Below are 20337 nucleotides of genomic sequence, written 5' to 3'. Positions count from 1 at the left end.
CATGGCGCATCAGCCGCTTGCCGCCATCGTCAGGAGGCGGTGAGGAAGTCCAGCAGGATCCGGCGGCCGGTCGCCGAGGTGATGCTGCCGTACGCGTCGTCGAAGGCGTGGTCGGCGAACGGCAGCACCTCCAGCCGGACGTCGACCCGCTCGGCCCGCAACGAGTCGGCGAACCGGCGGACTCCCGCGGGCGGGGTGCTGCGGTCGCGGTCGCCCACCACCAGGAGGGTGCGCATCAGGCCGGGGCGGACGGCGGCCGACGGCGAAACCTCGCGGTAGCGGTCGGGGTACTGCTCCGGGGAGCCGCCGGTGAACAGGGTCGCCGCCTCGCGGGTACCGGCCACGTCCCGCTGCCACATCTCGGTGACGTCCGGGCCCGGGTAGAAGCCGACCGCGGCGGCGGGGGGCGCCGGGGTGGTGCCGCAGCTTGAGGTGATGGTGCCGTTGGCCAGCCGGTAGGCGGCGTCCAGGGCAAGGGTGCCGCCCGCCGACATGCCGCCGATCGCGATCCGCCCGGGGTCGACGTGGTAGCGGTCGGCGTTGCCGCGCAGCCAGCCGAGCGCGCAGACCAGGTCCTGCGGGGCCTGGTCCCAGGTCGGTGCGGTGGGGGTGGCCAGCCGGTAGTCGACGGCGAACGCGGCGACGCCGTGCTCGGCCAGCCAGCGGGCCGTGCCCCGCAGGTCGCTCCGGTCGAAGGTGTGGAAGCCGCCCGCGTGGGCCAGCACGACGGCCGGAGCGGTCCGGTCGGCGGCCGCGTCCGGCAGGTACGCGTCCGGCAGGTACGCGTCGACGGCGAGCGGCCGGCCGCCCGGGGCGGCGTACGTCTGCCGGTCGTCGGGTTCGTCGTCGGGGTAGGAGAGTTCGGTGAACACCTCGCTCCAGGAGATGTCGGCCCCCGCCCGGGTGGCCGCACGGACCTGGACCCCGGCGATCGTCAGGGCCGCGACCGTGCTCGTCGCGGTGACGAGAGCCACCGTGCGTCCCCAGCGCACCGGCCCGCCGCGTGCGGCGGGCAGTGACAGCAGGACGCCGACCAGCCCGAGCAGCGCGACCAGGAACGGATACTGCCCGGCGAGCACCGGGCCGATCACTCCGGCCTTGGGGATGGCCGGGATGTACGCGCCGAGCACGATCGCACCCGTCAGAAACGCCAGCAAGGTGGCGAGCACGGCCGACGCCGCGCGGATCAGCCGGCCCGCCGCCCCGCGCCGCCCTCGGCGGGGCTCCGTGGGCGCGCTCGTCCCGGTGGCCGGGTCCGTAACCGGGTCCATCACTGTTTCCTCCAGCGGGTTCGTCGTTCTGCTGGAGAAACCTATGGACCGCCGCGCGTGCCCCACGTCCCGCTGCGGAGCCACCTCGCGGCGTGGCTCTCAGGTATGACGCGGTACGACGCGCCGGGCGCTATCCGTGGGCCCCGCCGGGGGTGACCAGCCCGCTCTCGTACGCGAAGACCGCTGCCTGGGTGCGGTCACGCAGCTGCAGCTTGTGCAGGATGCGGCCGACGTGGGTCTTGACGGTCTGTTCGGCGACGACGAGCACGGCGGCGATCTCCGCGTTGGACCGGCCCTGGGCGACCAGGGTGAGCACCTCGGTCTCGCGTTCGGTGAGGCGGTCGACCCGGGCCTGCGCGGGCGGGCGGGGTGCGCCCTCCAGGCGGGCGAACTCCGCGATCAGCCGTCTGGTGAGGTTCGGCGACAGCAGTGCCTCTCCGGCGGCCACGACCCGGACGGCTTCGGCGAGTTGGACACCCGAGGCGTCCTTGAGCAGGAAGCCGGCCGCGCCGGCGCGCAGCGCCGCGTACACGTACTCGTCGAGGTCGAAGGTGGTCAGCACCAGGATCCTGGTGTCGAGTCCAGGGGTCCCCGTGATCCGGCGGGTCGCCTCGATGCCGTCGAGCCCGGGCATCCGAACGTCCATCACGACCACGTCCGGCCGCAGTTCCTCGGCCAGCGTCACGGCGTCGGTCCCGTTCGACGCCGCTCCGACGACCTCGAGGTCGCGGTGGGTTCCGAGCAGGATCGAGAAGGCCTCGCGGATCATGGCCTGGTCGTCGGCGAGGAGCACCCTGGTACGGGGCGGGGGCGTCGGCGCGGGTATCACGTCGGTCATCCGGCCACCCTAGGGCGTCCGGTGACCCCGGCGGATCGGCCGCCCGCGAGGGATCAGCCGACCGTGGACCGCACCGCCGCGGCCGGCAGCAGAGCCGCGACCTCGTACCCGCCGTCCGGCGTCGGGCCCGCCGTGAGCTCCCCGCCGAGGATCGCGGCGCGCTCCCGCATGCCGAGCACGCCGTGGCCGCCACCTGCCTCGCCGGCCGGCGGGACGGCACCGCGCCCCGGCGGGCCGTTGAGTATCCGCAGGCGCGGCGCGGCGTCCGTGTGGACGATCTCGACCTCGGCCTTCGCGCCCGGGGCGTGGCGCAGCACGTTGCTGAGCGCTTCCTGGACGATCCGGAACGCGGACAGTTCGAGGCTCGGCGGCAGCGGGCCACTGCGCCCGGTGACCCGTGCCGTCACCGGTGTGCCGGCCGCGCGGACATCGGCGAACAGGTCGTCGATCCGGTCGAGGGTCGGCTGGGGCGACGGGTCGGCCGGGGCGGCGGACTCGATGCGCAGCACACCGAGGACGTGCCGCAGTTCGGTGAGGGCTTCGAGTGCGCTGCCCCGGATGGCGCGGAACGCGTCGACCAACTCCTCGGGCGGGTCCTGGACCCGGTGCGGGGCGGCATCCGCCTGGATGGCAGCGAGGGACATGTGGTGGGCGACGACATCGTGCAACTCCCTTGCAATCCGGGCCCGTTCCTCCAGGAGGGTCCGGTGGGCGCGTTCCCGCGCGGTGGCGGCCTGCTGCTCGGCCAGCTTCTCCCGGTCCACCCGCCGGCCTCGCAGGACCGCGCCGAGCAGCACGGCGACCGCGAGCAGCACGCCGGTGTACTGGACCGGCCAGGACGTACCGATGCCCGCCAGGTGCAGACCGAACGCCGCCAGCGCACTGATCAGGGCAGCCGCCACCGCGGAACCGTGCCGGTTGCGCAGTACGAGCAGGAAGACGGAGCCGCTCAGCACGACCCAGGCCCACAACTCGTTCTCCGGGGAAGGTGGGTGACTTATTGTCAGGCCGACCGCGATCGCGACCGACAGCCACCAGGCGGGAACCGGTCGGTGCAGCCCGAGGACCAGGGTGGCGGCGTGGAGGATCGCCAGCCCGCGGGCGGTCGCGTCCGCGCCCGTGGCGCAGAGGGCGCCTGCGGCCAGCAGGACGAGGGTGTGCGGCAGCCATCGCAACGCCCGGGGCCACGCCATCGGCGGAAGGGGTTGCGGGGCTGCGGACAGCAGGTCGTGGAACACCGCCCTCGCGAAGCCGGTGGCGGCTGACACACGTTCGACTCGGGGCACCGGGTCATCCTCGCACTTCGTCGCACGCACCCGGCGCCGGCATCGACCGTGACGGGGCGGCCGGGCCGCTCCCGGGCGGCGTGTTCCCGGCCCGGTGCCGTCGGCAGGGCCGGGCCGCATTCGGAGCGCTCGGCTGCGTGGCCCTGGCCCTTGGCGCCGCGGACCGCCGATCGACGCTCTGCGGTTCGGCGCAGGCCGAGCGCGGCCGGCGTCGGGGCGGTCATCAGCGGTGGGTGACGGCGATCGAGTACGGGCTCAGCGCCGCCTTGCTCGCGGGCGCCGCCATGACGGCGATGGCTCCCCCGCGCGACGGCGTCAAGGACACCGTGGGCCGCCCCGACGCGGCCGCGGCTGCCGGGTGATCGTCGCCCGGGGAAGATCACAGGCGGAGAGGGCAGGATTCGAACCTGCGCGGGCCCCAGGGGACCCTGCTCGGCCATCGCTGGCCAGGCACCCGATGAACCGCTCCGGGCACCTCTCCCTGACGGGGAGCTGCCGGCTCCCTGTCGTGTTCTCAGGATGCCCCGAGCCACTGACCGGGCCCTGATGCCCGCCTGACAGCAACAGGTCTGAGTAGCTTTTGCTCAATCGATCTTGGCGATCGTGAGTTCGAGTCTGCTGTCTCGGCCGGGTGAGCATCGAAATGGAGCCTTCCGCACGGTTCGGGCACCAGGACACCGCCGACCTGGGCCCTACCACCTGCGGTGTCACCGCAGACAGATAGCCTCCGGCGGGAATGGGCGACCGACGGGAGTGGGCATGGACATCGAGGAGACGCTGGATCGACTCAGCGTGGTGATCGGGCCGCCGCCTGCGGACGGGGTGGTCCCGGTTCCGTGGGAGCTCGCACCCGCGGCGATCGGCTTCCAGCTGCCCTCGGACTACCGGGCGTTCGCCGACCGGTACGGGATGGTCAGCATCAGCGACGAGCTGCACATCTACACACCATCGGCGGCGCCCAGTCCCAAGATCGGGCAGCCATCCGGCTTCGAGGGATTCCTGTACTTCACGACGGACCCCTACGGATACTGCGCCATGCTGGCCCAGGCATACCGGGACGGGGACTGCGACGAGTGCCCGTATCCGCTGTTCCCGGCCGAGGGCGGGCTGCTGAAATGGGCCAACAACTACAACTCCGACCACTTCTTCTGGCTGATGCGGGGCCCGGACCCCGACCGGTGGCCGGTCGCTGCCAAATTCGACTCGATGCTGGAGTGGGACCTGTTCGAGGGTGGCTTCCTGGAGTTCCTGCTGGCGGCGGTGACGGAACAGTATCCGTACCATGGGGACGTTGTTCCCGGCGGGATCAAGCAGGTCGGTGATGGCCGTGTCTATCGCCCTCGGGGTGACTGGTCGAAGAACCTTCGGGAGTGAACCGCGAACACGGTCAACGGCCGGCTCCCGCCAGGTGACCTGGCCAGGCGTTGTCGTGCCGATCGCGGCGGGCATGGGTTCGATTGCAGCAGCTCGGGCGGGTGGTCTTGTCGCGTGCCGCGCATGAAGGCAGGACCTCTGGTGCAGCTCGGGGATGCACTGCATTCTCCGCTACCCCCGGACGGCCCTTCATGGGCGATGGGTCAAGGCTGACGATGTGACACGCCAGGAGCCTCACGGGTGCGCCGAGATCCTTTGCCGACCACTTCTGGCGGCTTGCCTGCGATCGGGCCCCGTAGCTACGAAGGCCGGATGGTTCGGATGGGCAAGCCGGTTCGTGAGCGCATGGGTGCCGTAGGGACTGCCTGCGAGCCGCAGGATCTCGACGACGGCCCACTGCCAGTCAACCGCGGGCCCACCTGGTGACCAGGGTGCGGCCGGCCGCTCCCAGGTAGCAGCGGGGGCCGGGTCAAGCTTTGCAACAGCTGCTCCCTCGGGCGGGCAAAGCGATCGGGAGCGGCCGGCTCCGGAACAGTAAGTCGAGCTGCGGGAGCGCTCGTTATCGGCCGCCGGCGCGGCGTCCCCAGGGTCAGGGCGCCACACCCTGACCTGCCCCCGCCTTCACCGTACGCCCCAGGGGCCCACTGGCCGCCGCCGGGCTTGCCGCCCGCCGGCGGCGCGCGGAGCAGCCACTTCCCTCAGCCCGCCCCGGTCGGATCGCGGGAACGGGATCCTGTCCGGATTGCTGCTTGGACCGCCCGACCGCGCTGCGGTTTGCTCATCCCGACCGGTCCCATACGGAGGACCGAGACGACACGGGGGAACCACCGTCATGAACCGTACGATCAAGGCGCTCTCCGCGCTCGCCCTGGCCGGGGCGGCCGCCCTCGGCGTGACCTCGCAGGCGTCCGCCGACCCCAACCCGAACAACCACGGCTCCGCCCCGCAGTGGATCAAGCTGAACACCAGCTACCACGCGCGTGTCTTCGGCGACGCCACCCAGAACTACCCGACCAACACGCTCCTGTCGAACGGCGACTTCGTCTGGGCCGACTGCTGGGTGGCCGGCGACTACGTCGGCACCGCCGGCGACGTCTGGTACCACACCACGTTCGTCTACCAGAACGGCCAGACCACCGGGGTCGGTTCGGCCTGGACCTTCGCGCCGTTCGTCGACGGCGCCGGAGCGTTCCACGCCGTGCCCGGCGTGCCTCACTGCTGACGCTCGGCAGCTCGTGGTGGCCCCGTACCCCGTTGCTGGGGTAACGGGGCCACCCGCTTGGTGTGAGCGCGGCCAGGGGTGGGTCATGCCGACGGTCGTCGGGACTCCGCGGCGCAGCACCGGGCGTTGAGGCGCCCCTGCGGTCGACCGGTCCGCGGCTGCGACCGCGACCGCGGGCGAAACACCGATGCGCCCTGGAGACCGCCGGTAGCGGCCTACCGTCCTCGGTGTCAGCGGTGACGGATAGCCTCCGTCGAGGCAGGCGGTTGATGGGGAGCGGACGTGGGCATTGCGGAGATGCTGGACCGGCTCGGCGCGGTGATCGGGCCGCCGCCCGAGGGCGGTGTGGTCCCGGTCCCCTGGGAACGGGCGCCCGAGGCGCTCGGATTCCAACTACCCGCGGACTACCGGGCGTTCGCCGACCGGTACGGGATGGCCAGCATCAGGGACGAGCTGCACATCTACACACCTTCGGCGGCGCCCAGTCCCAAGATCGGGCAGCCGCTCGGCTTCGAGGGGTTCCTGTACTTCACGACGGAGCCCTACGGATACTGCGCCATGCTGGCCCAGGCCTACCGGGACGGGGACCACGACGAGTGCCCGTACCCGCTGTTCCCGGCCGAGGGCGGGCTGCTGAAGTGGGGCAACAACTACAGTTCGGACCAGTTCTTCTGGCTGATGCGGGGCCCGGACCCGGACCGCTGGCCGGTCGCCGCCAAGTTCCACTCGATGCGGGAATGGGACCTGTTCGAGGGCGGCTTCCTGGAATTCCTGCTGGCGGCGGTGACAGCCCAGTATCCGTACCACGGGGATGTTGTTCCCGGCGGTGGCGAGTACCTCGGTGACGGCCGTGCCTATCGCTTCTGGGGTGACTGGTCGGAGCACGTTCGGGAGTGAGCCCGCGACCACCGCGACGCACGTCGGCCGGCCGGCGGACCGGTCGGCGGACGTCGGGCTCAGTGCCAGTAGCTGGGAGTGTTCCCGCCCGGCTGGTGCCAGGCCCATACGAGGAAGGCGATGACGGCGACCAGGACGAGGATGGCGAGCAAGCAGCCGAGCGCGCCTCGCCGGTTCGGGCGGGTGGTGTCGTCCACTGGTCCCCCACGGTGTCGAGTCCGGCGTGGCTCCGAGGGTTCCGAGCGTGGCGGCCGAACGGCAGGATGACAAGAGGGCCGACGGTACGAGCCGCCGTACGGGTCGAGGGCGTCGGCCGGGGCCCGGTGTGCGGTGAGCCGGACAGCCGGAGGCTCCAGCGGCCCGGGGTGTGCGAGGCGGTCGGGGGTACCCGTACCGGGTGTCGGCGCGCCGAGGGGCGTTCCGGCCCCGACGGGTCTACATCTCGACCAGGACGACCAGGACGACCACGTATCGGGAGTACAGACAATGGGCCTCATCCATATCGAGCTGTTCGCCACCCTCGACCTCGTCGGACAGGCGCCCGGCGGACCCGACGAGGACCCGGTCGGGTTCCCGTACGGCGGCTGGCAGGCACCCCTGATCGACGAGTCCACCGGAGCCCGGATCGTCGCCGCGTACGAGGGCACCGACGCCCTCCTGCTCGGCCGGCGGACCTACGACATCTTCGCCGCCTACTGGCCGCACCAGAAGGACGGCGAGATCGCCGAGCTCTTCAACCGCGTCCCCAAGTACGTGGCTTCCCGCGGCAACCCCGACCTCCCGTGGGCCGGATCCACGCAGCTCGGCCCCGACCTCCCGGCCGCGGTGCGCGAGGTCCGGGACCGGCACGAGAACGTGAAGGTCGTCGGGAGCCTGGACCTGGTGCAGACCCTCCTGCGCGACAAGCTCTTCGACCGTCTCGACCTCTGGTTGCACCCGATCACGCTCGGCGTAGGGAAGAAGGTGTTCGACGGCGGCGCGGTGCCCACGAACCTCTCCCTCCTCGAACCCCCGGCGGCCGGCCCGCAGGGCACGGTCTACCTGCGGTACGGCCTCGCCGACGGCACCCCCAGGACCGGCGACATGAGCGCGCCCGACCGCGGACTCGGGGACGACACCCCGTGACCCGGCGCTGACGGGTGCGACACCGGATCCCCCCTCCGGTGTCGCAACCCCCGGGGGAACCCGCAGGACGGGCCGGGCACCCTCGAGCGCGGTACCCCAGGAAACTGGGGTACCGGACGGGACCGGATCCGCCGAGGCTGGTCGCATGGACACCATCGAACAGAACAAGCAGACAGTGACCGCATTCATCGACGCGCTGTTCACCCGGGGCGACCTGTCAGCCGTCGACACCTACCTGGCGGAGGACTTCGTCGACCACGACCCGCCCCTCGGCGCCGGACCCGACCGGGAGGGCATGCGCGGCGCGGCCGCCCTGTTCCGTCAGGCCTGTCCCGACTGGCATTCCGATCAGGGCTTCCTGGTCGGCGAGGGCGACCTGGTCGTCGAGATCTTCACCGCCTCCGGCACCCGGCACGGGGAGTTGATGGGCGTCGCGGGCGACGGGCACACGGTCGCGCTCAAAGGGATCAACGTCTTTCGCGTGCGGGACGGCCGGATCGTGGAACGCTGGGGGCGGCTGGACGAGCTCGGCCTGCTGCGCCGGCTCGGGCTCGTACCGGAGTTGGCACCGGCGTAGCCTGGTAGTCATGGCCACGGTCGTCCAGGAGCGCCACGTCGAGCGGCTGATCGACAGCTGCTACGCCGATCTGGACCTGGCCGGGCTCACCGACGAGGTGATGCGCCGCCTGCCCGGCATCCTGCCGGTCGAGGCCGCGTTCTTCGCCGCCGTCGACCCGGCGACCCTGCTGTTCACCTCGGTCACCACGCAGGAGCCGCTGGCCGGCGCCGCGGAGCTCTTCCTGGACAACGAATTCGGCCGTGCGGACGTCAACAAGTTCGCCGCGCTCGCCCACGGACCGGAGCCGGTGATGACGCTGGACCGGGCGACCCGGGGGCAGCGGTCCGCCAGCGCCCGCTACCGCGAGATCATGGCCGGCCTGGGACTCGGTGACGAGCTCCGGGCCGCGCTGGTCGCGGGGCAGGAGTGCTGGGGCGTCCTGTGCCTGCACCGGGCGGACGCCGACGCCGGGTTCTCCGGAACCGACCTCGCCGTGCTGCGCAAGGTCGCCCCGCACCTGGCCGAGGGCCTGCGCCGCACCGTCGTCCACCGGACGCTGATCGCTGAGGGCCCCGGGACAGCGGGTGCTCCCGGCATCGTCGTCCTCGACCAGGACCTGACGCCCGTCTCGATCAGCCCGGACGCCGAGCGATGGCTCGCCCGCCTCCCGGGGCCCGACGTCGCGGGGCTGCCGATGGCCGTCCACGCGGTGGCGGCCCGGCTGGCCCGGCCGGACGACACGCCCCCGGACGCGGAACCGCCTACCGGCTCCGTCCGGATCCGGACCGCCGACGGGCAGTGGCTTGCCCTGCACGCCACCCAGCTGCGGGGCCGCGCGGGCGCCCAGATCGGCGTGGTCGTCGAGCCGGCACCCGCCGCCGAGGTCGGTTCGCTGCTGCTGGCCGCGCACGGCCTCACCCCGGCGCAGAGCCGGGTCACCGCGCTGGTGCTGCAGGGCTGCTCCACCCGGGACATCGTCGGCCGGCTCCACGTGTCCGCCTACACCGTCCAGGAGCATCTGACGGCCGTCTTCTCCCGGTTCGGCGTGAGCAGCCGCCGGGAACTGATCGCCGCGGTCCTGTCCCCCCGGACGGCGACCGGGCCGGGCACCGAGGTGTCCCCGTCCGCCCCGCGGTCGCGACGTACGCTGCCGCCGGGCTCGGCGGCTTCCGGAGAACCGCCGTCGACCACCTGACGTACCGGCGAGAAAGCCGTGGGCCGCACCGGCCGGATCTGCGACGATCGCCGGATGGGTGCATTGGACGCAGTGGCCGCCAGGGTTGGCGCCGGGGCCACCGTGGAGTTCCGGCCGAGCGGTTCCTCGATGGTCCCGCTGATCCGCAGTCGGCAGCTGGTGGTGGTCTCCCCCGCCGACCCCTCGAAGCTCGAGGTCGGCGACATCGTCCTCGCCCGGGTCGCCGGCACCGTGTACCTGCACCTGGTGTCGTCGCTCGACCCCGCCAGGAGGCGGGTGCAGATCAGCAACAACCGGGGCCGGGTCAACGGCTGGACCGGCCACGACCGGGTGTTCGGCATCTGTGTCGCGGTCGACGGGATCTCCCGGGCCGGTGCCGCGGGCAAGACGCGGGCCACCTCCCGCGACCCGTCCTGAACGCGAGCACCGCGGGGCCAGGAAGAATGTGCGGATCAGCGGCCGGTCGTGCCGTCGAGGAGTTCGCGCAGGATGTCCGCGTGGCCGGCGTGCCGGCCGGTCTCCTCGATCATGTGGGTGAGCGCCCAGCGGATGCTCGGGGCGGGACGGTCCGGCCGCCGCCGGGGCACCGGCGCCCCCAGGTCGGTGCATCCGTCGAGGACCTCGTTCGCGCGTTCGACGGTGTCCCGGTAGCGGGCGAGGACGTCGGCCACGCTGTCCGTCGGGGCGGCGTCGAACGTCGCCCGCCAGTCGGCGACGTCCTCGCCGAGGAACAGCGAACGCTCCACGGACGTCAGGTGGTTGAGCAGGCCGAGCAGGTTGGTGCCCGACGGCACCCCGGCCGTTCGCACCTGCGGCTCGGGGACGCCGTCGACCTTCGCGGCGATCGAGGCCCGCAGGTGGTCGAGGAAACCACGCAGGACGGCGGCCTCCTCGGCCCCGGTCCAGGGCGGCGGGGTGTCGTGGCGATCGTGGTGACGGGTGGTTCCGGGCATCGGGGACTTCCTCCTGTGGTCGGGTGCGGGGCGCCGGCCACCCGGTCAGGCGGTGCGGCGGACGAGCAGGACGTGGTCGGTGACCTCGGCGGTCCGCCCGTCCGGTCCGGTCGCGATCCGGCGGGGTGCGTCGGCCCGCTCGACCGTCCAGGTCCGCGGGTCCAGCTCGAGATCCGCGGCGACCTTCTGCGGGCCGGGGTAGGAGAGGTCGGGATCCTGGTTCCAGGACCACGGCGCGACCGAGCCGTGGTCGACGACCAGCAGCCGACCGCCCGGCCGCACTGCCCTGGCGGCCGCGCGCAGGACGGCCGGCCGGTCCAGCTCGGCCGGGGTCTGCAGGTAGTGGGCGCAGATCAGGTCGAACTCACCGGGCGGGAAGGAGCCGTGCAGATCGTGCCGTGCAGATCGTGCCGTGCCGCGGTGATGCGGTCGCCCAGGCCGTGGGAGCGGGCGAGGGCGGTGAGCCGCCCGACCGCCACGGCCGAGATGTCGACGGCGGTGACGTTCCAGCTCCGGCCGGCGAGCCAGAGCGCGTCGCCGCCGTCGCCGCATCCCAGATCCAGTACGTCGCCCGGCGGCAGGCCCGTCACGTTCTCGGTGAGGCGGGCGTTCGGCCGGGGGCCGTCGGCCGCCGGGCGGGCGCCGTAAACGCCGTCCCAGAAGGCGGCAGCATCGGTGGTGCTCATCAGGACTCCTCGTGTCGGTGAGCCGCCAGTCTTGCGACGCGCCCACGGACCGGCACGGAATCTTGCGGTTTCGGCAAGATGGTCCGATGGATCGCACGACGGACGACGACGTACTCGACGCGCTGGGACCGCGTCTGCGCGCGCCGCGCCAGGCCCGCGGCATCACCCTCGCCGACCTCGCGGCGACGACGGGCGTGTCGCAGAGCACCCTGTCCCGACTGGAGAGCGGCAAGCGCCGGCCGAGCCTGGAGTTGCTGCTCCCGCTGGCCCGCATCTTCGAGGTCCCGTTGGACGACCTCGTCGGTGCCCCGCGCACCGGCGACCCGCGGATCCATCCCCGGCCGATCGGACGGTTCGGGATGACGTTCGTCCCCTTGTCCCGGCGGCCGGGCGGGGTGCACGCGTTCAAGATGGTCATCCCCGCCGTGCCGCGACCGCTCGCACCGACCCCGCAGAGTCACGAAGGTGTCGAGTGGCTCTACGTGCTCGACGGACGCCTGCGACTCGTGATCGGCGACCGGGACCTGACGCTGCCGCCCGGTGAGGCGGCCGAGTTCGACACGTCCCTGCCCCACTGGCTGGGCAGCGCCGACGGCGGCGCGGTGGAACTGCTCGTCCTGTTCGGCCTGCAAGGAGTACGCGCCCACCTGCACACCGACCACCGCGGGTCGCCACCGGCCGGTAGCCGGCGGTGAGTTCACGGGTGCCGTACGCGATCGGGGGCACCGTCCCGCCGGCCGCCGAGCTGCGCCCGCACCCGTCCGTCCAGGAACTGACACCGTGAAAGGTAATTCCCACCGTCCCGGTGTGATCGGCATACTTCCGCGCATGGACCTCGCGAACAACGACCCCCGGCCGCACCACTACCGCTTCGCGCACAGGGTGCTCGCCGACCTCGCCCGGGACCCCGGGCCGCGGATGCTCGACGCCGACCCCGAGTACGATTTCGTCCCCGGTCTGGTCTCCCTCTGGAAGGATTTCGGCGAGCGACTCCCCGCTGCGGACCGGCTGCCGAGCGACGGCCTGCGGGCGAACCTGTTCCTGCTGGGCCCGCACCGGTTGCTGGTGGTCGAGCTGCCGCGGCCCGCCGCACCGGCGGAGGCGTACTTCACCGCCGTCGTCCAGCCGGGCGGCGCCGACCACTGCCGGTACTTCACCCTGGAGCTGGCGGTGAACCCGTTCACCGGGGAGACGTACACGGTGCTCGGCGAATGGGCGGACGGCAGCCACCTCAACCTGGGCCCCGGCCCGGCATCCGATCTGTCCGGCTTCCTGACCGCCGTGGTGGACGTCCTGGCCGAGTCGGAACCCGACCCCGCCGCGGCCACCCGCCCGGCCCGGTCGACCCCGCAGGACAAGCCCGAACGCCGCGGCCTGCGCAGGCTGTTCGGCCGCTGACCGGTACCCGAGCACGGTGCGATGGGCGGGCACCGACCGCCGACCGCCGGCCCCGGCGGTGGCGCCCCGGGTGCGCGGCCGGAGCGCCACCGCTCGCGGGGCCTGCGCCCGTGCCGGCGGCGGCCCGGCTGGACCGAATGGCACGTGCGCGTGCGGCCGAGCCGTCCGGCAGCCACCGTGAGGGGATGGACATCCTCGTCGTGCTGGAACTGGACCATCCCGCGAACGTGCGGCTCCTCGGGCCCGACCGCAGGCCTGCCGACCCGCCGGACCCGGTGCGCCAGGCGCACGCCGCAGCGGCGGACGCAGCGGGCGCCTGCGGTTCCGTCACCCTGTGCGGTCGGGACACCGCCGACATGACCGTCGCTCCGCACCGGAGCACCGGGCCCGACCAGCCCTGGTGGCCGCCGCACTGGCACCCGTGCAGCATCTGCCGGGCCGCCCCACGCCCAGGCGCCACGGCCGCGCCGGCCGCGCCGGCCGCGGGCTGAGCCGCGGGCGCCGGAGCACCAGGTCACGGTCTACCCGTTGCCGGTGGGAGGTGCGGCCCGGGCGGCCGTCGCGGGGTGGGTGGGGAGGAAGAACCTGACCTTGGGGCGGCCCCGGGCCCCGGCACGCCGGTAGAAGCGGATGGCGTCGGTGTTCCACTCGGGGGTCTGCCACTGGACCTCCGTGACGCCGTGGGCTGCGGCCGCCTCCCGTACGGCGTCGAGCAGGGCCCGTCCCCACCCGTGGCCGCGGTGCGCCTCGGTGACGAACAGGCAGTCCAGATGGGCGTGCTCGCTCGCCCGCCAGGTGGAGAACTCGCGGGAGAACGTGGCGTAGCCGACCACCTCGCCCCCGTGGTCGACGACGAGGCACCACGCCCTGGGGTCTGCCGAGAACAGCAGCGGTTCCAGGCGGGTGGCGAGATCGTCGGGCACGGGGTCGGCGCGCTCGAAGGCGGCGTGGGCCGCGCACAGCCGGGCGATCGCCGGCAGGTCGGTCGTGGTGGCCGCGCGGATGACTGCGGCACCGGCAGGAGGAGGGGGAGCGAGGGCGGGCATGCGGGGACCTCTCGTGTCGGCCGGACGGGCCAAGGTCCGGGCGGCGGGACCTGACCGGCGAGAGGTCCATCCTCCGATCCCCCCACGCCGCCCCACGAGTGGCGGGAACGCCCGAACCCGCCAAGATCCCGCCACCTGGGCGTCCGGTGGGAGACCTGAGCAGCCGGCGGCTAGGGCGAGGGCCGGGCCAGCACCGCCAGGTTGTGGCCGAAGGCCGCCACCACCCGGCCGCCCGGCCCGGTGGCCAGCCGGAGGATCCCGCAGGGGAAGACCGACTCCCGCCCGAGCTGCCGCCCTCCGGACAGGTCCCAGACCCGCACCGTCCCGTCGTCGCCACCGCTGACGGCGACCGGCCGGCCGTCCAGGACGGTTGTCGCCAAGGCACGGATCCGGCCGTCGTGGCCGGTCAGGGGCTCGCTGACCGGCTCGCCCGTGCTCAGGTCCCAGCATCGGACCGTGCCGTCCTCGCCGCCGGCGACGGCGACCGGCCGACCGGCCAGGACCGCCGTCGCCACCGCTTCCACCCGGTCGGCCGGCAGCGGTCCGCCCACCGCACGGCCGCTCGCAAGGTCCCGGACGCGGAGCGTACCGTCGTGGCTCCCGGTGACCACGACGGGTCGGCCCTCGAACTCGGCCGTCGCCACCGTGGTCACCCGGTCGGTGTACCCGGTGAGGGGCTCGCCGACCGGCTCGCCGGTGGTCAGGTCCCAGCACCGCACCGAGCCGTCCTCGCCGCCCGCGACGGCGACCGGCCGACCGGCCAGGACCGCCGTCACCACCGCCGGCACCGGGCCGGTACCGCACGTCCCCGGCGTGCCGACCGTGCGGCCGGTGGCCAGGTCCCGGACCTGTACCGTCCCGTCGTGGCTCCCGCTCACGGCGACGCGGCGCCCGGCTGCCGTGCCGATCGCGAGCGCCGTCACCCAGCCGTCCGGCTCGGTGAGCGGCCGGCCGACGGGTTCCCCGGTGGACAGGTCCCAGCATCGGACCGTGCCGTCCTCGCTGCCGCTGACGGCGAGCGGCCGACCGTCCAGGACCGCGGTCGCCACCGCCGTCACGTGGCCGGCGTGGTGGGCGCCGACGCTCGGGCCGTCGTGGCCCTCCTGCGGCGGCCAGAACCGGTGATCGACCCCGGCACCGGTGGCCCAGGTCACGGCCCGAGGCGCGGCCGGCTCCCCCGGTACCGCGACCGCCGTGATCCGCGCCGCCAGCGCACGGTCACCGAACCGGGCGGCGTCCAGGGCCAGCACCTGCCGGCGGACGGCCGCCCCGGCCTGGCGGTGCAGGTCGACCGACTGCCGGTACACCGCCGCCGCCAGCCGGGCGGCCGGCGCCTCGGCCTGATGGAGCAGCCCCACCACCCGGCTGGAGAACGAGTTCACCAGGAACGCCGGATCCGCCAACCGCCGGTCCACCTCGCCGAGTTCAGCACCACTACCGTCCGCACGCAGTTCCTCCGCCATGCCGTGTATCCAACCAGCCGGCACCGACGCACCGGCCGCCACCCGGCAGGGCTCGGTGAAGGCTCGTGTCGGTCGCGGACCGTATCGTTTGCCGCGATCACCATCAGAACGCACCATCGGGGGCCCACATGACCGTTCACCGGCCGGGACAGCCGCAGGACCTTCCACCGGCCGAGGAGCTGTGGGCGCGCTGGGCGCTGCTCGCCGCCCTCGAGGCGACCACCGCCTACGAGGAGCACCCGCCGCGGTTCCGGACCGGCCGCTGGCTCGACGACGAGGGCCTCCACTGGGACGACAGCGGCTGCACCTGGTGGGTGCTGTCCCGGGAGGGCGAGGGCCGGTTCGTGCTCTACGGCGAGGACGAGGCGAGCGAGGTCAAATGGTTCGAGCCGGCGATCGACGTGCTGGCGGGCGGCCCTGACTGGCTGCCGTACGAGACGCTGCGCGACCGGATCGAGGGGCGCGAGGTCGGCTGCGTCTACTGGTACGAGCAGGGGGCCTGGGCCCGCGCGCCGTACCCGGACGGCCTCGCCGACGACGGCCTGGACTGCGGCATGAGTTACTTCATCGACCGCGGCGAGGTGCTGGCCGAACTGAGGAACCACCAGGACACCCCGGACGGCCCCGGGGCCGAGAGCCTGCTGGCCGACGCGGAGGCGTACCGGCTGGAGCCGCGCCGGCTGTTGGAAGGGCTGGGGCGGACCAACCGCTACGACGATCCGCTGGACCGGCCCGCCCTCGTCCGGGTGCTGGCCCGCGCCGGGCTGACCGGGGAGGTCGCGGCGACCGGCGCGCTCTGACGCCGGCTCGGCGGCTCGGCGCCGGGGTCAGGACCGCGGGGCCCGGTGCCGATGTGCCCGCGCCGGTGCCCCGCCGGCTCGCTCGACCGGGATCCACAGCTGGGAGTCGGTCTCGGCTCCGACCTCCACCGGCCGTGTCCGCAGCAGCTCCGGGCCGGTCCGGCTGGTGTACGGGTTCGAAGGGAACCACTGCGTGAACACGTCGCGCCACAGCTCCTGGAGGGCGCTCGGATAGGGACCGCGGTTGTCGAAGACCGCCCAGGTGCCGGCCGGCACGTCGAGGGTGTCGAGCCCTTCGGCGGTCGCGCCGGGGCCGGTCACCGCGCCGATCCAGTAGTCCGCCTCGGCGCCCTCCTCCCGGCTGTCGGTCAGGTACACCACCGCCGACAGGATCCCCGTCGGCTCCTGCCCGGCCAGCTCCTTCATCCGGGCGATCGCCTGCTGGTCGAGGCCGGCCAGGTGCGCCTCGGCGCCCTCGTTCGGTCCCTCGTGCACGAGCGGGAGCCGGGCCTTCCTGCCGACGATCCGGAACGGCTCCTTCTCCACGATCCGGTACCGCATGGCCGTCCGGCCTTCGACGACCACGCGGAAGGACATCCGCGGCTGCGCCGTGAGCACCGCCCCCGTACGGCGGGCCTCGCCCGGTCCGATGCCGTGCACCGACCGGAACGCCCGGGCGAACGCCTCGCCCGAGCCGTACCCGTACCGCACCGCGATGTCGAGCAGCGTCAGCTCGCCGGCCAGCACCTCGGCCCCGGCGAGCGTCATCCGCCGCCGCCGCAGGTAGACCGGGAGCGGCATCCCGGCGAGCGCGGAGAACAGCCGTCGGAAGTGGTACTCCGACACCGCGGCGATCCGGGCCACCTCGGCCAGGTCGACCTCCCGGTCGAGGCAGTCCTCCAGGTGGTCCAGCGCCTGGTTCAGCCGCTCCAGCACGCCTGTCCGTCCTTCCCTCGTCCCGGGCCGGCCGACTGCCGGGCCGCCACCCTGAAGTCGAGAGGATCCGATCGTGCCCGACCCGACCGAACCGGTGCGGGAAGTGTCGGGTCCGAGGCCTCCGCGCTCCCCGAGGCTTACACCATGACTGATGTTGAAGGAGTTTGCGAGCCGCGGTTCGAGGCGGTCCGGGAAGCCCTCGCGGCGCTGCTCGGCCAGGACGACGTCGGCGCCTCGGTGGCCGTCCGCCTCGACGGCGAACCGGTGGTCGACCTCTGGGGCGGGTACGTCGACGCGGACCGCTCGGTCGGCTGGGAGCGGGACACCCTCACCGGCGTGAACTCGGTGTCCAAGACCATGACCGCCCTGTGCGCGCTGATCCTGGCCGACCGGGGAGATCTCGATCTCGCCGCCCCGGTCGCCGCCTACTGGCCCGAGTTCGCCGCCGCCGGGAAGGAGGGCGTGCTGGTGCGGCACGTGCTCTCGCACACCGCCGGCCTGCCGGATCTTCCCGGGCCGACGACGGTGGAGGAGCTGTACGACCGGGAGGGCGTGGTGGCGGGGCTGGCCGCGCAGGCCCCCGTGTGGGAGCCGGGAACGGCCGCCGGCTACCACGCGCTCACCTTCGGCTTCCTTGTGGGGGAGATCGTCCGCCGCGTCACCGGCCGCAGCCTCGGCCGGTTCTTCGCCGAGGAGGTGGCGGGACCGCTGGGGGCGGACTTCCACCTCGGCCTCGCCGCCGAGCACGACCACCGCGTCGCACCGCTCGTCCCGCCGCCGTCGCTGACCGACGAGTACACCGCCGACGCGCCGCCGGGACCGGACGGCACCCGCCGGGAGCACACCGGTCCCGCGATCCGCGTCAAGGACGCCAACTCCCCGGCCTGGCGCCGCGCGCAGCTCCCCGCCGTGAACGGCTTCGGCAACGCCCGCTCGGTCGCCCTGGTGCAGTCGGTGCTGGCGAACCGGGGGTCGGCGGGCGGTGTGCGGCTGCTCTCCCCCAAGGGGTGCGAGCCCGCGTGGGAGGAGGTGTTCCGGGGTGAGGACCGCGTGCTGGGGACGCCGATGTGCTGGACGACGGGATTCGGAAAGTTCGGCACCACGTTCGGCTGGGGCGGCTGGGGCGGCTCGCTGGTGGTGAGCGACCCTGATGCGCGCATGACGGTGGCCTACGTGATGAACCGGATGATCGACCGGGACCACCACGAGGACAACCGCGGCATGGAGATCGTCATGGCCGCCTACGCGGGCCTGCTCGGATAGCGCGGCGAGGGGCGCTCCGGCCGACAAGGGCGATGCGCGGGCGCGCAGGGGGTCACTCGCCCTGGCCGGCGCTCCCCACCGGGCCGATCTTCACCGGGGAGCCGGCGCCGTCCGTGACGGGCAGCGAGCCGGCGCCCGGCCAGGGCAGGGTGATCGGGTGGGTCTCGTCCGGCGGGGTCACCACCAGGCCGGTGATCCGGACGCCGGAGCCGCCCGAGGTGTTGGCCGGGTAGCTGATCCCGAAGTACGTCGACTTACCGGCCTTCACGACGCCCGCCACGACCGGCTCGCCGGAGCGCTGCGCGGACAGCGTGCCCGCGGAGGTCTTCAGGTCGACGCCCGCGTACCCGGCCAGCGTGCAGTCGGCGGAGCTGTGGTTCTTCAGCTCGACCACGACGGTGCGGTCGGCGTCGCCGGTGATGGTGCGATCAGCGGCGGTGACGGTCAGGTCCGTGGTGCGGCACTTGGCGCTCTTCCCGCCCCCGGTGGAGGCGGCCGGTGCGGCGGTGGACGGCGGGGTGGCCTTCCCCGGTCCGCTCGAAGCCGATCCGCTCGTCGCCGGGGTGCCCGAGGCCGGGGCGCTGCCGGGGACGGTGCCGGTGCCCGTCGTCGGGGCGGCGGTCGCGGCGCCCTGGGCGGTGCCGGAGTCGTCGTCCTGGCAGGCGGTGAGCGAGAGGGCGGCGACGGCGGCCAGGGCGGCGAAGGTGAGCTTGCTGACGCGCACGGTGTTTCCTCCGGGGTGGGTGACGGTGCCTGATGCTCGGTGCGAGCGGGTTTCCGAGGAGGAGGACCACCGGCCACGTCGAACCGTTCCGCGCGGGTCGGTCCCAGGACAAGCCTGTGACATGTACGGCCGGAAACACCTCGCGCAGCCGGCCGACCGACCCGGCCCGCACTCCCCCGCCGACCAGGCGTGGCCCGGATCGCGGCGCCCCCGGCGCGCGGCCGACGCGCTCGCGATCACCGGGACAGAGCTGTTACCTGGCGCACGGGTCTTCTGTGCCGGCGGAGTTGACGACACCTCACGGACCCTTCCGGGCGGCCGCGGACCGTGTGCGGAAATCCGGTTGGCGGACGGGGCCGGGCGCTGCTACCTTTCCGGAGGCCGTGCGAGAGAACGAGGAGGTGGTACCCGTGAACGCAGTATCGACATGGGTGCTCCCCTCCGGGGTCACGGTCGGGCGATAGGTCGTCCGGGAGCGCCGTTCCACGTGCACTCCCGAAAGGCACGACCATGCACTTCACTTCTGAGCAGCGTCTCGACGACGGCGTCGTCGAGCGCGCATTCACCCTCGGCGACATCCCCGGCATCCTGTGGACGCCGGCGTCCGCCTCCGCGTCCGCACCGGTGCCGCTGATCCTGCTCGGCCACCCCGCGCTCGGACTGGGCACCATGTACCCCCGGCTGGCGGGGCGGGCCCGGCAGGCCGCCGCGGACGGCTTCGCCTCGGCCACCATCGAACTCCCCGGCAGCGGTGACCGGCCGCGTTGGCCCGTCCTGGATCAGGCCCGCGCCGAGCTCCGGCGGGTGATGACGGCCGGCGAGCCGGTGAGCGAGGAGATCATCGACGCGCTCGTCCTCCCGCTCGTCGAGAAGTCGGTCCCGGAGTGGCAGGCCGCGATGGACGCGCTGCTGTCGCTGCCGGAGATCGGCGGCCCCGTCGGGTACTCGGGCGGGGTGATCTCCATCGGCGTCCGGCTGGCGGCGGTCGATCCGCGCATCGTGGCGGCCGCCCTGTTCGCGGGGAGCTTCGTGCCGCGCGCCATCGTCGAGGAGGCGCGCGGGGTCACCGTCCCGCTGCACGTCCTGCTGCAGTGGGACGACGAGGGCAACGACCGGCAGGCCTCCCTGGAACTGTTCGACGCGTTCGGCTCCAAGGAGAAGTCACTGCACGCCAACATGGGCGGGCACCGCGGCGTCCCGCAGTTCGCGGGCGACGTGGCGGCGCAGTTCTTCACCCGGCACCTGAAGTAGCACCTGGCCCGCGGGCGGAGGGCACGGCGCTCCTCCGCCCGCGGCGCCGT

Annotated in this window: 22 protein-coding genes and 2 pseudogenes; 14 read left to right on the top strand and 10 right to left on the bottom strand. The window is 73.5% G+C overall.

Features of this window, described 5'->3' with window-relative positions:
* Window positions 1-29: 29 nt before the first annotated feature.
* From ABT014_RS32340 to ABT014_RS32330, 3 genes are all read right to left on the bottom strand, one after another.
* A complete protein-coding gene (locus ABT014_RS32340; protein ID WP_350643057.1) occupies window positions 30-1271 on the bottom strand; it encodes an alpha/beta hydrolase in 1242 nt (413 codons plus the stop codon).
* Window positions 1272-1401: 130 nt separating this feature from the next.
* Window positions 1402-2109 carry a response regulator gene (locus ABT014_RS32335; protein WP_350643055.1) on the bottom strand — a complete coding sequence of 236 codons (708 nt, stop codon included), beginning with the start codon at window positions 2107-2109 and terminating at the stop codon, window positions 1402-1404.
* A gap of 53 nt (window positions 2110-2162) precedes the next feature.
* Complete coding sequence (locus tag ABT014_RS32330; protein ID WP_350643054.1) at window positions 2163-3377, bottom strand: sensor histidine kinase; 1215 nt, start codon at window positions 3375-3377, stop codon at window positions 2163-2165.
* A 251-nt stretch (window positions 3378-3628) separates the two neighbouring features.
* Here ABT014_RS32330 and ABT014_RS32325 point away from each other — a divergent pair, with 251 nt between their 5' ends.
* On the top strand, window positions 3629-3757 hold the full coding sequence (locus tag ABT014_RS32325) for a hypothetical protein (protein ID WP_350643053.1): 129 nt from the start codon (window positions 3629-3631) through the stop codon (window positions 3755-3757).
* A 24-nt stretch (window positions 3758-3781) separates the two neighbouring features.
* Here ABT014_RS32325 and ABT014_RS32320 read toward each other — a convergent pair.
* Window positions 3782-3876: pseudogene (locus ABT014_RS32320) on the bottom strand.
* A gap of 278 nt (window positions 3877-4154) precedes the next feature.
* On the opposite strand from ABT014_RS32320, the gene ABT014_RS32315 reads away from it, so the two are divergent.
* From ABT014_RS32315 to ABT014_RS32285, 7 genes are all read left to right on the top strand, one after another.
* Entirely contained in the window at window positions 4155-4769 is a 615-nt protein-coding gene (locus ABT014_RS32315; protein WP_350643051.1) for a hypothetical protein, read from the top strand.
* An 832-nt stretch (window positions 4770-5601) separates the two neighbouring features.
* Window positions 5602-5991, top strand: a complete 390-nt coding sequence (locus ABT014_RS32310; RefSeq protein WP_350643049.1) for a hypothetical protein — start codon at window positions 5602-5604, stop codon at window positions 5989-5991.
* 282 nt (window positions 5992-6273) lie between these two features.
* Window positions 6274-6888, top strand: coding sequence for a hypothetical protein (locus ABT014_RS32305; RefSeq protein WP_350643048.1), 615 nt, complete (start codon window positions 6274-6276; stop codon window positions 6886-6888).
* Between the two features lie 486 nt (window positions 6889-7374).
* Window positions 7375-8013: a dihydrofolate reductase family protein gene (locus tag ABT014_RS32300; protein ID WP_350643046.1), complete on the top strand. Its 639-nt coding sequence runs from the start codon at window positions 7375-7377 to the stop codon at window positions 8011-8013.
* Window positions 8014-8158: 145 nt separating this feature from the next.
* Entirely contained in the window at window positions 8159-8590 is a 432-nt protein-coding gene (locus tag ABT014_RS32295) for an ester cyclase (protein ID WP_350643045.1), read from the top strand.
* Window positions 8591-8600: 10 nt separating this feature from the next.
* Entirely contained in the window at window positions 8601-9767 is a 1167-nt protein-coding gene (locus ABT014_RS32290) for a LuxR C-terminal-related transcriptional regulator (RefSeq protein ID WP_350643044.1), read from the top strand.
* 54 nt (window positions 9768-9821) lie between these two features.
* Window positions 9822-10184 carry a S24 family peptidase gene (locus tag ABT014_RS32285; RefSeq protein ID WP_350643042.1) on the top strand — a complete coding sequence of 121 codons (363 nt, stop codon included), beginning with the start codon at window positions 9822-9824 and terminating at the stop codon, window positions 10182-10184.
* 35 nt (window positions 10185-10219) lie between these two features.
* Here the strand turns inward: ABT014_RS32285 and ABT014_RS32280 are convergent, their stop codons facing one another.
* Complete coding sequence (locus tag ABT014_RS32280) at window positions 10220-10720, bottom strand: DinB family protein (protein ID WP_350643040.1); 501 nt, start codon at window positions 10718-10720, stop codon at window positions 10220-10222.
* A gap of 45 nt (window positions 10721-10765) precedes the next feature.
* A pseudogene (locus ABT014_RS32275) lies at window positions 10766-11406 on the bottom strand (class I SAM-dependent methyltransferase).
* Window positions 11407-11492: 86 nt separating this feature from the next.
* Here ABT014_RS32275 and ABT014_RS32270 point away from each other — a divergent pair.
* The 3 genes from ABT014_RS32270 to ABT014_RS32260 all read left to right on the top strand — a co-directional run bounded on the left by ABT014_RS32270 (window position 11493) and on the right by ABT014_RS32260 (window position 13295).
* A complete protein-coding gene (locus ABT014_RS32270; protein WP_350643038.1) occupies window positions 11493-12101 on the top strand; it encodes a helix-turn-helix domain-containing protein in 609 nt (202 codons plus the stop codon).
* A 133-nt stretch (window positions 12102-12234) separates the two neighbouring features.
* Window positions 12235-12804 (top strand): hypothetical protein, encoded by a 570-nt coding sequence (locus ABT014_RS32265; protein WP_350643036.1) that lies wholly within the window; start codon window positions 12235-12237, stop codon window positions 12802-12804.
* A gap of 185 nt (window positions 12805-12989) precedes the next feature.
* A complete protein-coding gene (locus ABT014_RS32260) occupies window positions 12990-13295 on the top strand; it encodes a hypothetical protein (protein ID WP_350643034.1) in 306 nt (101 codons plus the stop codon).
* Window positions 13296-13325: 30 nt separating this feature from the next.
* Here ABT014_RS32260 and ABT014_RS32255 read toward each other — a convergent pair whose 3' ends face one another.
* Together ABT014_RS32255 and ABT014_RS32250 are read right to left on the bottom strand one after the other, a co-directional pair.
* Window positions 13326-13850, bottom strand: coding sequence for a GNAT family N-acetyltransferase (locus tag ABT014_RS32255; protein ID WP_350643032.1), 525 nt, complete (start codon window positions 13848-13850; stop codon window positions 13326-13328).
* A 170-nt stretch (window positions 13851-14020) separates the two neighbouring features.
* Complete coding sequence (locus ABT014_RS32250) at window positions 14021-15313, bottom strand: WD40 repeat domain-containing protein (protein ID WP_350643030.1); 1293 nt, start codon at window positions 15311-15313, stop codon at window positions 14021-14023.
* Window positions 15314-15441: 128 nt separating this feature from the next.
* Here ABT014_RS32250 and ABT014_RS32245 point away from each other — a divergent pair, with 128 nt between their 5' ends.
* Complete coding sequence (locus tag ABT014_RS32245) at window positions 15442-16113, top strand: hypothetical protein (protein WP_350643028.1); 672 nt, start codon at window positions 15442-15444, stop codon at window positions 16111-16113.
* Between the two features lie 27 nt (window positions 16114-16140).
* Here the strand turns inward: ABT014_RS32245 and ABT014_RS32240 are convergent, their stop codons facing one another.
* Entirely contained in the window at window positions 16141-17049 is a 909-nt protein-coding gene (locus ABT014_RS32240) for an AraC family transcriptional regulator (RefSeq protein WP_350643027.1), read from the bottom strand.
* A gap of 144 nt (window positions 17050-17193) precedes the next feature.
* Here ABT014_RS32240 and ABT014_RS32235 point away from each other — a divergent pair, with 144 nt between their 5' ends.
* Window positions 17194-18312 carry a serine hydrolase domain-containing protein gene (locus ABT014_RS32235; RefSeq protein ID WP_350643025.1) on the top strand — a complete coding sequence of 373 codons (1119 nt, stop codon included), beginning with the start codon at window positions 17194-17196 and terminating at the stop codon, window positions 18310-18312.
* A 52-nt stretch (window positions 18313-18364) separates the two neighbouring features.
* On the opposite strand, the gene ABT014_RS32230 is transcribed toward ABT014_RS32235, so the two are convergent.
* Window positions 18365-19036 (bottom strand): DUF4232 domain-containing protein, encoded by a 672-nt coding sequence (locus ABT014_RS32230; protein ID WP_350643023.1) that lies wholly within the window; start codon window positions 19034-19036, stop codon window positions 18365-18367.
* 510 nt (window positions 19037-19546) lie between these two features.
* Between ABT014_RS32230 and ABT014_RS32225 the strand changes: the two genes are divergently transcribed.
* The gene (locus ABT014_RS32225) at window positions 19547-20287 is read left to right on the top strand and encodes a dienelactone hydrolase family protein (protein ID WP_350643021.1); all 741 of its coding nucleotides are present in this window, start codon (window positions 19547-19549) and stop codon (window positions 20285-20287) included.
* Window positions 20288-20337 lie beyond the last annotated feature (50 nt).

The organism is Kitasatospora sp. NPDC094015 (genome assembly GCF_040304075.1).
In the GTDB taxonomy this organism is placed as follows: Bacteria; Actinomycetota; Actinomycetes; order Streptomycetales; family Streptomycetaceae; genus Kitasatospora.
The sequence above is the reverse complement of the archived record's forward strand: the minus strand, read 5'-3'. Positions and strand labels throughout refer to the sequence as shown.